The sequence below is a fragment of the Curtobacterium sp. NPDC098951 genome (assembly GCF_044759965.1).
GTDB lineage: Bacteria > Actinomycetota > Actinomycetes > Actinomycetales > Microbacteriaceae > Curtobacterium.
The window spans coordinates 220,913-235,832 of record NZ_JBIWAG010000001.1 but is presented as its reverse complement, the minus strand read 5'-3'; the positions used below and the strand labels follow the sequence as shown (position 1 = coordinate 235,832).

12 protein-coding genes are annotated in these 14,920 nt (G+C 72.5%); 2 read left to right on the top strand and 10 right to left on the bottom strand.

Going from position 1 to position 14,920, the window contains the following annotated elements; genetic code table 11:
• Positions 1-5: 5 nt before the first annotated feature.
• On the bottom strand, positions 6-1,055 hold the full coding sequence (locus ACIQUC_RS01080; protein ID WP_402262268.1) for an aminotransferase class V-fold PLP-dependent enzyme: 1,050 nt from the start codon (positions 1,053-1,055) through the stop codon (positions 6-8).
• 71 nt (positions 1,056-1,126) lie between these two features.
• On the opposite strand from ACIQUC_RS01080, the gene ACIQUC_RS01075 reads away from it, so the two are divergent.
• On the top strand, positions 1,127-2,044 hold the full coding sequence (locus ACIQUC_RS01075; protein WP_402262265.1) for a LysR family transcriptional regulator: 918 nt from the start codon (positions 1,127-1,129) through the stop codon (positions 2,042-2,044).
• 93 nt (positions 2,045-2,137) lie between these two features.
• On the opposite strand, the gene ACIQUC_RS01070 is transcribed toward ACIQUC_RS01075, so the two are convergent.
• The 7 genes from ACIQUC_RS01070 to ACIQUC_RS01040 form a co-directional block, all read right to left on the bottom strand.
• Positions 2,138-2,935, bottom strand: coding sequence for an isoprenyl transferase (locus ACIQUC_RS01070; protein WP_402262263.1), 798 nt, complete (start codon positions 2,933-2,935; stop codon positions 2,138-2,140).
• On the bottom strand, positions 2,932-3,840 hold the full coding sequence (gene recO, locus ACIQUC_RS01065) for a DNA repair protein RecO (protein WP_022906402.1): 909 nt from the start codon (positions 3,838-3,840) through the stop codon (positions 2,932-2,934). Before recO ends, ACIQUC_RS01070 begins: the two co-directional genes overlap by 4 nt.
• A 282-nt stretch (positions 3,841-4,122) precedes the next feature.
• Positions 4,123-5,892: a 2-isopropylmalate synthase gene (gene leuA / locus ACIQUC_RS01060; RefSeq protein ID WP_402262260.1), complete on the bottom strand. Its 1,770-nt coding sequence runs from the start codon at positions 5,890-5,892 to the stop codon at positions 4,123-4,125.
• Positions 5,893-6,169: 277 nt separating this feature from the next.
• Positions 6,170-7,570, bottom strand: a complete 1,401-nt coding sequence (locus ACIQUC_RS01055) for an FtsX-like permease family protein (protein ID WP_402262257.1) — start codon at positions 7,568-7,570, stop codon at positions 6,170-6,172.
• Positions 7,567-8,319, bottom strand: coding sequence for an ABC transporter ATP-binding protein (locus ACIQUC_RS01050; protein ID WP_022906404.1), 753 nt, complete (start codon positions 8,317-8,319; stop codon positions 7,567-7,569). Before ACIQUC_RS01050 ends, ACIQUC_RS01055 begins: the two co-directional genes overlap by 4 nt.
• Before the next feature lie 171 nt (positions 8,320-8,490).
• Positions 8,491-9,165, bottom strand: a complete 675-nt coding sequence (locus ACIQUC_RS01045; protein ID WP_402262254.1) for a response regulator — start codon at positions 9,163-9,165, stop codon at positions 8,491-8,493.
• Positions 9,162-10,409 carry a sensor histidine kinase gene (locus tag ACIQUC_RS01040; RefSeq protein WP_402262251.1) on the bottom strand — a complete coding sequence of 416 codons (1,248 nt, stop codon included), beginning with the start codon at positions 10,407-10,409 and terminating at the stop codon, positions 9,162-9,164. Before ACIQUC_RS01040 ends, ACIQUC_RS01045 begins: the two co-directional genes overlap by 4 nt.
• 127 nt (positions 10,410-10,536) lie before the next feature.
• Between ACIQUC_RS01040 and ACIQUC_RS01035 the strand changes: the two genes are divergently transcribed.
• Positions 10,537-12,600, top strand: a complete 2,064-nt coding sequence (locus tag ACIQUC_RS01035) for an acyltransferase family protein (protein WP_402262248.1) — start codon at positions 10,537-10,539, stop codon at positions 12,598-12,600.
• 59 nt (positions 12,601-12,659) lie between these two features.
• Here the strand turns inward: ACIQUC_RS01035 and era are convergent, their stop codons facing one another.
• Both era and ACIQUC_RS01025 read right to left on the bottom strand, forming a co-directional pair.
• On the bottom strand, positions 12,660-13,598 hold the full coding sequence (gene era, locus ACIQUC_RS01030; protein WP_402262245.1) for a GTPase Era: 939 nt from the start codon (positions 13,596-13,598) through the stop codon (positions 12,660-12,662).
• Positions 13,595-14,917: a hemolysin family protein gene (locus ACIQUC_RS01025; protein WP_402262243.1), complete on the bottom strand. Its 1,323-nt coding sequence runs from the start codon at positions 14,915-14,917 to the stop codon at positions 13,595-13,597. Before ACIQUC_RS01025 ends, era begins: the two co-directional genes overlap by 4 nt.
• Positions 14,918-14,920: the final 3 nt, after the last annotated feature.

Below are 14,920 nucleotides of genomic sequence, written 5' to 3'. Positions count from 1 at the left end.
GCCCCTCACCCCTCCGGTCTGAAGCCGTCGACCGCGGCGAGTGCGTCCGCCACGCGGGCCACGTCCTCCTCGTCGTTCCACCGGTGGAACGCCAGCCGGAGCCGGCCGGCACGGCCGCTCGCGGTGATGCCCGCCGCCGCGAGGACGCCCAGGGCCGCGCCGTCGGCGTCCGGGAACGTCGTGATCGCCTGTCCGCTCCGAGGCGACCCGAGCGTGTCGGCGAGCAGGTCCGTGAGCCGCGTGGCGTGCCTCCAGGACGAGGCCGTGTCGAGCGAGGCGAGGTGCCGGAGCGCCGCGACCGCCCCGGGCCAGGCCTGCCACGCCGGCGAGACGTCGAACCGACGCGCGTCGTCCGCGAGTGCCATCGTGGGTCCGTAGCACGACGCCCACACGTCGGCACCTGCGTACCACCCGGCCTGCACGGGCCGGAGCCGGTCGAGCGCGGCGTCGGAGAACGTCGAGAACGCGACCCCGCGCGGCGCGCACAGCCACTTGTAGGCGTGCGTCACCGTGACGTCGAACGGCCGGGCGTCGACCGGCAGCACGCCGGCGGCCTGCGTGAGGTCGCACAACGTGAGCGCCCCGACCGACCGGGCGGCGTCGAGGACGGGCTGCGGGTCGGTGACCCTCCCCGTCGACGACTGCACCGCCGACCAGGCGACGAGCGCGGTACCGGGCCGGACCGCGTCGGCGAGCGAGTCGAGCGGGACGCTCCGCACCCGGATCCCGCGGTGCGCGCCGGCCAGGAACGGGAACACGAGCGAGCTGAAGTCGCCGTCGGGGACCACCACCTCGGCACCGTCCGGCAGCGCGGCGGCGACCACCGCGACCATCGCCGAGGTCTGCGATCCGGTCGCCACCCGGGCCGGCTCGACGCCGACGAGGTCCGCGAACAGCGATCGTCCCGTCTCCACGAGGGCGCCGTACGCGACGGGCGAGGACGCCTGGCGCTCCCACTCGTCGAGATCGGCGCGCATCGCCCGCAGGGTGCCGTGCGTGGGGAGGCCAGCGGTGCAGGCGGCGAGGTACCCGGAGCCGTCGACGAAGGAGTCCATGCCGACCACCGTGGTGCGTGCCGGTCCATCACACCAGAGCAGGTTCCTTCGATCCCCCATAACATCGAGTTGTGGACGACCTCGACCCCCAGCTGCTCCGCGTCCTGCGCGCCGTCCGCGACGCGGGCTCGATCAGCCGCGCGGCCGCCGCGCTCGGGTACAGCCAGCCCGCGGTCAGCCAGCTGCTCGCTCGCGCCGAACGCCGGACGGGGCACGAACTCGTGCTCCGCGGCGCCCGGGGCGTGACCCTGACCGAGTCCGGGCACGTCCTCGCCGACCACGCACTCGCCGTGCAGGCCGCCCTGGCCGCAGCGCGCGAGGACCTCGACGCGGTCGGGAGCCTCGCCCGCGGACGCGTCCGGATCGCGGGGTTCCCGAGCGCGTCGTCGACCCTCGTGCCGGCGGTGCTCGCGACCATGGCGCGGGCGACCCCGGGGGTGACGACCTCGTACGTCGAGGCTGAGCCACCCGAGGCCGTCGAGCTCCTCCGGCGCGGGGACGTCGACGTCGCACTGACGTTCTCGCACGCCCTGCAGGGGGACGACGTCGCCGCGGACCCGACGCTCACTTCGCGCGTCCTCGGTCGGGACCCGCTCGCGCTCGTCACGCCCGCCGCTGCTCCGGGGCACGCGCTCGGCGAGGTCGCGGACCTCGCGGCGTTCCGTGACGAGCGGTGGATCGGCGGGTGCCCACGCTGTCGCGGGCACCTCCTCGCGTCGTGCGCGGCGTCCGGGTTCACGCCCGACATCGTGCTCGAGACCGACAACGCCGCAGCGGTCGTCGGGCTGGTCGCAGCGGGGCTCGGCGTGGCGCTGCTCCCCCGGCTCGCCCTGACCACCACGGTCGTGCCGCCCGGTGTCGAGGTCACGCCGGCGGGCGACGAGCTCGCGCGGCGCGTCGAGGTCGTGGTGGCGAGGGGTGCCGACCGGGTCCCGAGTGTCCGGGCGACACTCGACGCAGTCGGCGGTGCGGCGCACCTGCTCGGCTGAGGCGCCGGCGCCGGCGCCGGCGTCGGCGCGCGTCTCGCGGAGCCGGGACACGCAGGACTGGAGGCGCGGGGCAGCGCCGACCCGCGCCTCCCGTCAGGCGGTCGGTGCGTCCACCGCGCCGCCGAAGCGTCGGTCGCGGCGCGCGTACTGCTCGATCGCTCCCCAGAGGTCGGTGCGGCGGAAGTCCGGCCACAGCCGGTCGAGGAACACCATCTCGGCGTAGGCCGACTGCCAGAGCATGAAGTTCGAGGTCCGCTGCTCCCCCGAGCTGCGGAGGAACAGGTCGACGTCGGGCAGGTCCGGCACGTACAACCGCTTCGCGAGGGCCTTCTCGGTGACCTGGCTCGGCTTCATCCGCCCGGCCGCGACGTCCTCGGCCATGCCCCGGACGGCGTCGACGATCTCGTTCCGGCCGCCGTAGTTCACGCACATGGTCAACGTGAGACGAGTGTTGTGGGCGGTCATCCGCTCGGCGGTCTGCAGCTCGTCGACCACGCTGCGCCAGAGCCGGGGTCGGCGTCCCGCCCATCGGATCCGCACGCCCCACGCGTCGAGCTGGTCGCGGCGGCGGTGCAGGACCTCGCGGTTGAAGCCCATCAGGAACCGGACCTCGTCCGGGGAGCGCTTCCAGTTCTCCGTCGAGAACGCGTAGGCCGACACGTGCTTGACGCCGATCTGGACGGCACCGGCGACGACGTCGAGGAGCGAGGCCTCGCCCGCGCGGTGTCCCTCGACCCGGGTCAGGCCGCGCTGGTTCGCCCAGCGCCCGTTGCCGTCCATGACGATCGCGACGTGCTCGGGGACGAACTGCACCGGGATCGCCGGGGGCTGCTCACCCGTCCAGTCGACGGGCTGCAGCGGCTCGGACTCGGCGTAGCGGCGCGGGCTCATGCAGGGGTTCCTCCGTGGTCGGGCACGTGGGTCGGGTCCGGTGGCGTGCGGACCGGGATCGAGGTGGTCGGGTCCGCCGGGGTCGGGGTCTCGTCGACGGGCTCCGGCAGTGCGGGTGCCGGGGTCGCCGCGACCGCTGCCGGCACACCCCCGGGTGTGGGAGCCACCGGCGACGGGCGCTCGGTGCGGTCGACGTGCGGCAGCGACCGGAGCGATCGTTCCAGGTGCCACTGGGCGTACGCCGCCACCACGCCGGAGGCCCGGGAGCGGGTGCGCTCGTCCGACGCGTCCACCGTGCCCCAGTCGCCGGCGAGCAGCGAGCCGAGCAGGTGCAGGGTCTCGGGGTCGAGCCGCGGTGTCCCCGGAGGCGCCGCGTGGTCGGCCACCACGCCGCCGAGCTGCACGACGAACGCCGAGTGCGGGCCGGGCTCGCCGGTCACCGCACAGTCACGGAACGAGGGCGCCCACCCGGCGATGCTCATCGCGCGCAGCAGGTACGAGTCGAGCGTGGCGGTGGTCACGTGCTCGCCGCGCGCGAGGGAACGCAGGGCCCCGACGAGCAGCAGGTACTGCTGGAGTCCGGCGTCCGCCTCGCTCAGGCGGTCGGCTGTCTCGACCATCGCACTCGCGGCCGTGTAGGCCCCGTAGTCCGCGACGATCTGCGCGCCGTACGACCCGAGGGACTCGGCCTGCGTGACGATGTCGAGCGAGCGGCCCTCGTAGAACTGTGCGTCGACGACCATGAACGGCTCGAGGCGGGACCCGAACTTCGACGCGGTCCGCCGGACGCCCTTCGCGACGGCGCGGATCTTGCCGTGCTGCCGGCTCAGCATCGTCACGATGCGGTCGGCTTCACCGAGCTTGTGGGTGCGCAACACGACGCACTCGTCCCGGTACAGCGGCATTGGACCAGTATCCCCCTCCTCACCGACGCTCCGCGCCCGGGGCCCGCGCGCGCCGCGCCCGCTCCGCGCCGCGCCCGCCGCGCCCGCCGCGCCCGCCGGGGTACCTCACGGTTTCGGGCGTGCCTGACGATTCCGGGCGTACCTGGTCGGAAGAAACGACCAGGTACACCCGATCCGACCTCCCATCGCACCCGTTCTGGGAAGGAACGCGCACGACGTGACCACACACAGGAGGCGCGGTGCGGGACCAGCCCGCACCGCGCCTCCTGGCCTGGCCGCGTCTCAGGCGGAGACGAGCTCCGACGCGCCGGACGCCGCGCCCGCCCGCACCGCGCGGTTCACCGCCGACACGATCGCCTTGAGGGACGCCGTCGCGATGTCCGCGTCGATCCCGACACCCCAGAGCCGCACGCCGTCGACGTCGAGCTCGACGTAGGACGCGGCCTGGGCGTCACCGGAGGCGCTCATCGTGTGCTCCGAGTAGTCGTAGAGCGTCACGTCGACACCCTGCTCCCGCATCACCGTGAGGAACGCGTCGATCGGACCGGTGCCGACGGCCTCGGACACGACCGAGCCGTCGTCGACGCGCAGGGCGACCGAGAGCTTCGTCGTGCCGTCGAAGTCGCTCGACGTCGCCGTCTTCGTGATCTCGTAGCGGCCCCACTTGTCGGACTCGTCGGCGGCGGGCAAGTACTCGTCGCGGAAGAGGTCCCAGATGCGCTCGGACGAGAACTCGCCGCCCTCGGCGTCGGTGTGCTGCTGCACGACCCCGGAGAACTCGATCTGCAGCTTGCGGGGCAGGTCGATCGCGTGGTCCGTCTTCAGCAGGTAGGCGACACCGCCCTTGCCGGACTGCGAGTTGACGCGGATGACGGCCTCGTAGGAGCGGCCGATGTCCTTCGGGTCGACGGGCAGGTAGGGCACTGCCCACGCGATCTCGTCGACGTCCTTGCCCGCGGCGGCGGCCTTGGCCTTCATCGCCTCGAAGCCCTTGTTGATGGCGTCCTGGTGCGAGCCGCTGAACGCCGTGTAGACGAGGTCGCCCGCCCACGGCTGCCGTTCCGGCACCGGCAGCTGGTTGCAGTACTCGACGGTCCGCTTGACCTGGTCGATGTCCGAGAAGTCGATCTCGGGGTCGATCCCCTGCGTGAACAGGTTCATCCCGAGGGCGACGAGGTCGACGTTGCCGGTGCGCTCCCCGTTGCCGAACAGGCACCCCTCGATGCGGTCGGCACCGGCCATGTACCCGAGCTCGGCGGCCGCGACGGCGGTCCCGCGGTCGTTGTGCGGGTGCAGGGAGAGGATGACGTCCTCGCGGTGGGCCAGGTTGCGGGACATCCACTCGATCGAGTCGGCGTAGACGTTCGGCGTCGCCATCTCGACGGTGGCCGGCAGGTTGATGATCACCTTGCGGTCGGGCGTCGGCTCGAAGACCTCGAGCACGGCGTTGCAGATCCGGACGGCGACCTCGAGCTCGGTGCCCGTGTACGACTCGGGCGAGTACTCGTAGAAGACCTTCGTGTCGTGCTGCAGGTTCGCCTCGGCCGCGCGGCACAGCTCGGCGCCGGACACGGCGATGTCGACGACGCCCTGCACGTCGGTGCGGAACACGACCTCGCGCTGGACGATCGACGTCGAGTTGTACAGGTGCACGATGGCCTGCTTCGCACCGTCGATCGCCTCGTAGGTGCGGTTGATGAGGTGCTCGCGCGCCTGGGTCAGCACCTGGATGGTGACGTCGTCGGGGATGGCGCCCTCGTCGATGAGGGACCGCACGAAGTCGAAGTCGGTCTGCGAGGCGCTCGGGAAGCCGACCTCGATCTCCTTGTAGCCCATCCGGACGAGCAGGTCGAACATCGCGCGCTTGCGCTCGGAGTCCATCGGGTCGATGAGGGCCTGGTTGCCGTCGCGCAGGTCGACCGCACACCAGCGGGGCGCGGCGTCGATGCGCTTCGTCGGCCAGGTGCGGTCCGGGAGGTCGACACGGATCTGCTCGTGGAACGGGACGTACTTGTGGATCGGCATCCCCGAGGGGCGCTGGGTGTTCTGCATCGTTTCGTCGCTTTCGTCGTCAGGGGTGGTTCAGGCCACGACGGACTCCGCGACGAGGTGGGCCGTTGTGTCAGGCCTCGTCGCGGCAGCGAAGGAGGAGGAGCGCCGAGTACATCGGGACCACCGTAGCACCGGGCACGGTGCGTGTGACAGCACCGACCGGACGGGAGGCGCGGGCGGTCCCGCGCCGCGCCTCCCGTCCGGCACCGCGCCGGCCGCTGGCACCGCGCCTCCCGTCCCGCACCGCGCCCTCCCGCACCGACGGGCGACCCGGGGGTCAGTCCACGGCCAGTGCCTCGGTCGGTGGGACGCGCATCGCGCGTCGCACGGGCGCGATCGTCGCGACCACCGCGAGGACGAGCGCTCCGACCACCACGATCCCGACGGTCAACGGCGGCAGGACCGGCGTCGTCGCGAAGCCGAGCGAGCCGAGCAGCGTCTGCCCGCCGACCCAGCCGTAGAACGTGCCGAGCACGAGTCCCGTGACCACGGCCGCGACGACCATCTGGACCGCCTCGGTCACGATCATCCGACGCACCTGCGCCCCGGTGAGCCCGAGCACCCGCAGCAGACCGAGCTCGCGGCGACGCTGGAGCACCCCGAGCGCGAGCGCGTTCACGACGCCCACAGCAGCGATCACCGCGGAGAACCCGACGATGACGCTCACCACCGCGTTGAGCTGCACGAAGAAGTCCCGCTGCCCCTGCACCATCTCGGTCGTCGTCTGCCCTTGCCCGACGGCCTGCAGCTGGGCTTCGAGCACGTGCTGCATGATCCCGAGCGCGACGGCGAAGGTGACGAGCAGGGTGACGCCGATGACGAGCCCGATCGTGGCCCGCGCGGACCGACCCGGTGCGCGCATGGCGTTCCGCCCGGCGAGCAGGACGACGGGGTCGCGCGAACCGATCCGCCCGATCAGCTGCAGCACGGGCGGCATGACGATCGTCGCCCCGACGGCCACCCCGGCGAACGACACGAAGCCGCCGAGCGCCGCCGGCAGGACCGCGACCGGCGAGAGCCCGCTCGCGAGCAATCCGACGAGCACGAGCAGCCCGCCGGTGGCCATGAGCACGATGGCCCACACCGTGCGGGCGGTCCCGGAGCGGACGTCGTCGTGGCTCGGCTCGACGCTCGACGAGAGCGCCTCGAGCGGGGTGACGGTGAGCACCCGGCGCGACCCAGCCGCGAACGCACCCCACGTGGCGAGGACGACCGCCGCGACCGGGAGTACGAGCTCCCACGGCACCATCGTGTACGCGGTGTCCGGCAGGAACCCGTCGGCGCGCAGCACGAGGACGAACACCGCGCAGAGGCCCGTGCCGACGACCGCGCCGATCAGCCCGCCGACCACGCCGACGACGAGACCGGTGCGGGTGATCCGCGCACGCAGCGAGGCTCCGGTCGCGCCGACCAGCCGCTGCAGCGCGATGATGCGCGTCTGCCCGGCGATGAGGGTCGCGCACGTGTTCGCGGTGACGATCGCACCGACGTACAGCGCGATGCCGAGGAAGAGCCATCCGACGACCGAGAGGATCGCCTGAACCGGCCCGAGCTCGGCGAGCCCCGAGGCGCCGAGGGCCTCGGTCACGATGCCCGGCGCGATGACGAGCGCCGATCCGAAGGTGGTGCCGAGGGCCGCGACGAGGACGGTCGGCGCGAAGGCACGGAGCCCGTTCACGCTGCGGCCTCCATCCCGAGCATCGTGGTGGAGATCGACGCGGCGTCCATCGCCGGTCGGTCCCCCACCACACGCCCGTCGGCGAGGAACAGGATCCGGTCCGCGTTCGCCGCGGCCACCGGGTCGTGCGTGACCATCACCACGCTCTGCCCCCACTCGGTCACCGCACCGCGCAGGATCTGCAGCACGTCCCGGCCCGTCCGCGAGTCGAGCGCGCCGGTCGGCTCGTCCGCGACGACCACCGCCGGCCGCGAGGCCAGCGCCCGGGCGATCGCCACCCGCTGCTGCTGTCCGCCCGACAGCTGGTGCGGCCGGTGTGTCAGCCGGTTCCCCAGCCCGAGCATCTCGACGAGACGGTCGATCCAGGCCGACTCCTCGCGCGTCGGCTTGTGCCCGCCGAGCAGGAACGGCAGCCGGATGTTCTCCTGCACGTCGAGCGTCGGCACCAGGTTGAACGACTGGAACACGAACCCCAGCCGACGACGACGCAGTTCCGTCAGGTCCTTGTCGCCCAACGCGGTGATGTCGACGCCGTCGATCCGGATGCGACCGGACGAGACCTGGTCGAGCCCGGCGGCGACGTGCATCAGGGTCGACTTGCCGGAGCCCGACGGGCCCATCACCGCGGTGAACTCCCCCGCGCCGATGTCGACGCTCACGTCGTCGAGCGCCGTGACCCGGCGCGCGGCGTCGCCGTAGTGCTTCGAGACGTGGTCGAGACGGATGATCGGTGTGCTGCTCGTGGTCATGACTCCACGATGACGGCCGGGAGGCACGCCCCGCGTCCGTCGCGCGGCTCCTGTGGATCGTCCGCTCGGCTCCACTGCCTGGGGAGGAGTCATCCGCTCGGATGACGGTCCGTCAGACGAACCACCCCGCCCCGCGGGCGGGCGCGGGCCGCCGCGCGAGCGCGCCCGCGGTCAGTCGGCCTTCGCGACCAACCCGTGCTCGTGCGCGAACACGACGAGCCGCACCCGGTCGCGCAGCTCGAGCTTCGTGAGGACCCGCGAGATGTGGGTCTTCACCGTCGCCTCGCTCACGAACTCGTGCTGCGCGATCTCGCTGTTGCTGAACCCGCGCGCCGCCAGGTCGAAGATCTCGCGCTCGCGGGGGGTCAGCTCCTCGAAGGCGGGCGGCACCGAGGCGGCCTGCTCGCTCGTGTCCTCGTAGCGGCGCAGGAGCTCGCGGGTCGCCGACGCCGCGAACACGGCCGTCCCGGCGTGCACCGTGCGGATCGCGGCGAGCAGGAACTCGGGGTCGGCGTCCTTCAGCACGAACCCGCTCGCGCCGGCCCGGATCGCCTTCGCCGCGGCCTCGTCGAAGTCGAACGTGGTGAGCACGAGGACCTTCGCGCCGTCCGCGCCGCTGTCCTCGACGATGCGGGCGGTGGCGGTGATGCCGTCCATCACGGGCATGCGCACGTCCATCAGCACGACGTCGGGTCGGCCGCGCCGCACGAGTTCGACACCCTCGGCACCGTCGCCGGCCTCGCCCACGAACTGCAGGTCGGCCTGCGAGTCGATGAGCATCCGGATGCCGGTGCGGAACAGTGCCTGGTCGTCGACGAGCGCGACGCGGATCGGGGTGTCGTTCATCGGCCGGTGCGCTCCTGCAGGGTCTGGGGTGGGATCGGGACGAGCCCGCGCGGCATCTGGCCGCTCGCGGGGACGGAGGGCATCCGGACCGCGACCGCGAAGTCGTCGCCACGCGGTCCGGCCGTCATCGTCCCCCCGGTCATGGTGGCACGCTCGCGCATGCCGACCAGGCCGTGTCCGGTGCCGGGCCCGCGCGTGCCGTCGTCGGCGCGCCGGTTCACGACCGTGATCTCGACGGTGTCGGGCCGGTACGTGAGGGTGGCGTGCACCGGCGTGTTCGGCTCACCGTGCTTCCACGCGTTCGTCAGGCTCTCCTGCACGATCCGGTACACGGCGAGCTGGGTCGTCGTCGGGAGTCCGGCGCCGTCGCCCTCGCGCTCGACCCGCACGTCGAGGCCCATCCCCCGCATCTCGCGGACGAGGCGGTCGATGTCGTCGATCTCCGGGGTCGGCGCGGTGCCCTGCTCGTGTCGTAGTGCCCCGAGCAGTTCGCGGACGTCCCCGAGTGCACGTCGTGCGGTGCTCGAGATCGTGCCGAGCGCCTCGTCGGCGATCGCCGGGTCCGCCTTCAACGCGTACCGCGCGCCGTCGGCCTGCGCGATCACGACCGCGAGCGAGTGCGCGACGATGTCGTGCATGTCCCGGGCGATCCGGACGCGCTCCTGCTCGACCGCGACCGCCCGGTCGGCGCGCGCGGCGTCGCGCTCGGCGAGGAGCTGGGCCTCGCGGCTCATGCTCGCGGAGCGGCGGGTGCGGAGCACGAGACCGGCGAGCCACGGCAGCAGGAGCAGCAGCAGCACGATCGCGAAGTACGCGACCGCGACCTTCAGCGACTCCTGCTCCGGCGTCGTCGCCGTCTGGATGCCCAGCCGCTCGCGGTAGTCGTCGAGTCCGAGGTAGACGGCCGCGATCACCGGACCGCCGATCGACGACAGGAGCCCGGCCAGCCGCACCCGACTGCTGCCGTACCGACTGGTCGCGTAGACCACGCCAGCGATGAACGCGTTCGACAGGTCCGGCATCTGCAGCGTGACCATCTCGATGACGGCGAACACCCACGCCACGCCGAGTGCGAGCCCCGGCGACAGCCGTCGGAGCGCCAGCGCTGCCGTCATCCCGACCACCGTCAGGAACGCGAAGGGCGAGTCCATCCCACGGGCCGTCAGCACGAGCACCAGGCCACCGAGGACGACCGCGATCACGACGTCGGTGATGACCTGCGCGCGCAGCATGGGACGGAACACCGCTCCACGGTACGTCCAGGAGGCGCGGTGCGCGTCCGCCTGCAGGTTGACGTCCGCGGGCGGCCGGGTCAGCAGCCCGTCGGGAGCGACTCGTCGGTTGCCATTCACCATGTGATATATTTACACTGTGCACACGAAGCGACGCGACATCCAGGGGCTCCGAGCACTGGCGATCACGGCCGTCGTCCTCGAGCATGTGTTCGGGTCACCCGCGGGCGGGTTCCTCGGCGTCGACGTGTTCTTCGTCGTGTCCGGGTTCCTGATCACGCGCTCGCTGCTCGACATGATCACGCGGACCGGTCGGGTCGACCTCCGCGCGTTCTGGACCCGACGGGCGCTCCGCCTCGCACCGGCGTTCGTCGTGGTCGCCGCGACGACCGCCACCGTGTTCGTCGTCTGCTTCCCCTCGGCCGATCCGCGGTCGGTCCTGGAGCCCCTCGCCGCTGCCTCGGTCTCGATGTCCAACTGGTGGTTCGTCCACGAGGGCACCGACTACTTCGGGGCACACGCCGCCGTCTCGCCGTTCCTGCACACCTGGTCGCTGGCGGTCGAGGAGCAGTTCTACCTCGTCTGGCCGGCGCTCATCGCCCTGACGCTCTGGCTGCTCCGGCGGCGTTCGGCGCCCGGTCGCGGCGCCGGCTGGTCGGGGCCGGTCCCGCCGCGTGGCACCGAACGACGCGCGCGACTCGGCATGCTCGTCGTCCTCGGTCTGGTCGTCTGCGCCTCGATCGCCGCCGCGGGCCTCGCGGGTACCGGGGACGCAGGCTACTTCTCGACCGTCACCAGGGCGTGGGAGCTCGCGATGGGTGCCGTGGTCGCCGTCGGCCTCGTCGGGACCGCCCGCCCGTCGTCGCGGATCGGTCTGCCCGTGACGGTGCTCGGCATCGTGCTGATCGTCGCGAGCGTCGTCCTCGTCGGGTCGGACGCCGGGGTCCCCTTCCCGGGCACGGTCCCCGCCGTGCTCGGCACCGCCATGGTGCTCATCGGCGGAGGCTCCCCGGCCGGTGGAACGATCGTGCTCGAGAACCCGGTCTCGGACTGGCTGGGCGGCATCAGCTACTCGCTCTACCTGTGGCACTTCCCCGTCCTCGTGTTCGTCGGCGCCGTCGCACCGGACGCCACGTGGACCGCGGTCCCCGTGGCCCTCGCGGCAGCACAGCTGTCCACGCACGCGATCGAACGCCCCTTCCTGGCTCGGGACCGGTCGAGCTCGGGCGCATGGTGGGTCCGACGCATCCGCACCGGGACGACGGTGCTGGTGGTCTGCACGACCGCGGCGCTGACCGCCGCTGCCGTCGTCCCCGTGACGCCGGTGCCGTCCGCGGCGGTCGCGGACGCTCCGTCGAACGGTGCGCTGCCCCACGTCGCCGCCGACCGGGGCGAGCTCGCCGAGGCGCTCCGTGCGGACAGCTGGTCGACGGCACTCACCCACCGCGGCACGCCGACCGACAGCGCGACCGCGCCCCGCCCCTGCGGGGTGATCGGGACCAGCCGGACCGAGGAGTCCTGCACGTTCGGGCCCACGGACGCACCGCACACCGCCGTCCTCGTCGGGGACTCCGTCGCCGGGGCCTGGTCGGAGGCCCTCGTCGAGTGGATGCGGACCGATCGACCCGGATGGCGGCTCGTCGTCCTGGCACGCAACGGGTGTCCGTTCATCACCACCGACGTCCAGCCGGGCGTCCCGTGCGCCGAGCTGCAACAGGGTGTCGTCGATCGCATCGACGAGCTCTCCCCCGACGCCGTGATCGTGGCGACCCGGTTCGACGGCATCCCCTTCGAGCGCGCGGACGGCGGCGGCACACTGACCCCGACGGAGTTCGAACACGCGTCCGCGGCGATGATCGACCGGGTCGCGGCCCGCACTCCCGTGGTCGTCCAGCTCGCTGCGCCGCCCGCCGGGGCCGACCCCAGCCGGTGCCACCTGCGCTTCGGGACGCCCAGGTCGTGCATCCGACCGGTGTCCGACGAGTGGCGCTCCCGGATGGCGTCCACCGAGCGGGTCGCGACGGCGCACGGTGTCCGACTCGTCGACACGAGTCCCCTCGTCGCGGTGAACGGCCGGACCCCGGCCACGATCGGTGGCGAACTGCTGCGGATCGACGGCGTGCACCTCACCCCGTCCGCGTCGACCGCCGCCGGTCCGGCGCTCGGCGAGCTCATCACCGCAGCGGGCGGGTTGGAACGCTGACGCGGGTCAGGAGGCGCGGTGCGCGTCCGCCTGCAGGTCGACGTCCGCAGGTGGCCGGGTCAGAAGCCGAGGCGACCGAGCTGCTTCGGGTCGCGCTGCCACTCCTTCGCGACCTTCACCCGGATGTTGAGGTACACGTGGCGGCCGCCGAGCAGCGCCTCGATCTCGGTGCGGGCACGCGACCCGACGTCCTTCAGGCGCTCGCCCTTGCGGCCGATGACGATCGCCTTCTGGCTGTCCCGCTCGACGAACAGGTTCGCGAAGATCCGCAGCGGGCCGTCCGGGTCGTCGTCCTCGTCGGGTTCGACCACGTCCTCGATCACGACGGCGAGCGAGTGCGGCAGCTCGTCGCGCACGCCCTCGAGCGCGGCTTCGCGGATGAGCTCGCCGATCCGCTCCTCGTCGGTCTCCTCGGTCACGGCCGAGTCGTCGTAGAGCTGCGGCGACTCGGGCAGCAGCGACGTGATCACGCCGAGCAGGTCCTCGAGCTGCAGGCCCCTCGTGCCCGAGGTCGGCACGATGGCGTCCCACTCGCGCAGCTTCGACACGGCGAGCAGCTGCTCCCCGACCCTGTCCTTGGCGGCCTGGTCCATCTTCGTGACGATGGCGATCTTCTTCGCCCGCGGGTACTGGTCGAGCGTGTCGTTGATGAACCGGTCCCCCGGGCCGACCGGCTCGTTGGCCGGCACGCAGAACCCGATGACGTCGACGTCCCCGAGCGTGGACTGCACGAGGTCGTTCAGCCGCTCGCCCAGCAGGGTGCGCGGACGGTGCACACCGGGGGTGTCGACGATGATGACCTGGCCGTTCGGCCGGTGCACGATGCCCCGGATCGCCCGACGGGTGGTCTGCGGCTTCGAGGACGTGATCGCGACCTTCTGGCCGACGAGCGCGTTCGTCAGCGTGGACTTCCCGACGTTCGGGCGACCGACGAAGGAGACGAACCCGGCTCGGTAGGGCTCGGTCGGTCCGGCGGCGGCTGGCGTGGTGTAGGTCATGCGGTGGTGGTTCCCGTCGTGGTGGATGCGGCGTCGTCGAAGGCGTCCTCGACGTCCGCAAGTCCCGGTGTGCGCTCGGCGAGCACGGTGATGAGGTGGCGGCGCTTGCCCTCGACCCGGTCGGCCGTCAGTTCCAGGCCGGACACGGTGACACGCTCGCCGCTCACGGCCAGGTGGCCGAGCTCCTTGGTGAGCAGGCCTCCGGCGGTGTCGACGTCGTCGTCCTCGAGCTCGATGCCGAACAGGTCGCCGAGGTCGTCGATCGGCAGTCGCGCGGAGATCCGCCAGACGCCGGGCCCGACCTCGACCCGGTCGACGACGGCGCGGTCGTACTCGTCGGAGATGTCCCCGACGAGTTCCTCGATGAGGTCCTCCATCGTGACGAGCCCGGCGACGCCGCCGTACTCGTCGACGACGAGCACGAGGTGGTTCTTCGCGACCTGCATGTGGCGCAGGGTGTCGTCGGCGGCCTTCGACTCCGGGACGAACTCGGCCGGACGCAGGAGCGTCGTGACCCGCTGCGCGCCGGACCCCGGTCGCTCGTAGAGTGCGCGGGCGACGTCGCGGAGGTACAGGACCCCGAGCACGTCGTCGCTGCCCCGACCGGTGACGGGCATGCGGGACACACCGGAGGCCAGGAACTGCTCCATGCCGCTCGCGAGGGTGTCCGCGCCGTCCACGGTGAGCATGTCGGTGCGCGGGACCATGACCTCGCGCACCCGGGTGTCGCTGAACTCGAACACCGAGTGGATGAGCTCGCGGTCGTCCTGCTCGAGGACGTTGCTCTCGGTCGCCTCGTCGACGAGCGAGAGCAGCTGCTCCTCGCTCGACACCGTCGACGCGCTGCCTCCGCGCCCCGGCGTGACGCGGTCGCCGATCGCCACGAGGAGCCCGGCGAGCGGGCCGAGCACGATGCGGACGCCCCGGACGAGCCCACCGGTCGTGGCGATGAGGCGTTCGGCGTGTGCACGCCCGACGCTGCGGGGACTCGACCCGACCAGCACGAACGACACCGCGGTCATGATGGCAGCCGCCACGATGAGGGCGACCCACCAGGTGTCGAACACCATCACGAGCGCGATCGTGACGAGGACGGCCGCCGCGGTCTCCGCCAGCACGCGGAAGAAGTTGAGCGCGTTGACGTGCGCGCCGACGTCGTCTCCGATCGCCTCGATCGCGCGTCGGTGCCCGCTCTCGCGGGCGATCTCGTCGAGGTCGGCCCGGGACAGCACGGACAGCGCTGCGTCGGACGCGGCGAGCAGCCCGCCGACGACGACCAGCACGAACGCGACCGTCAGCATGCCGACGACGAGCAGCATCAG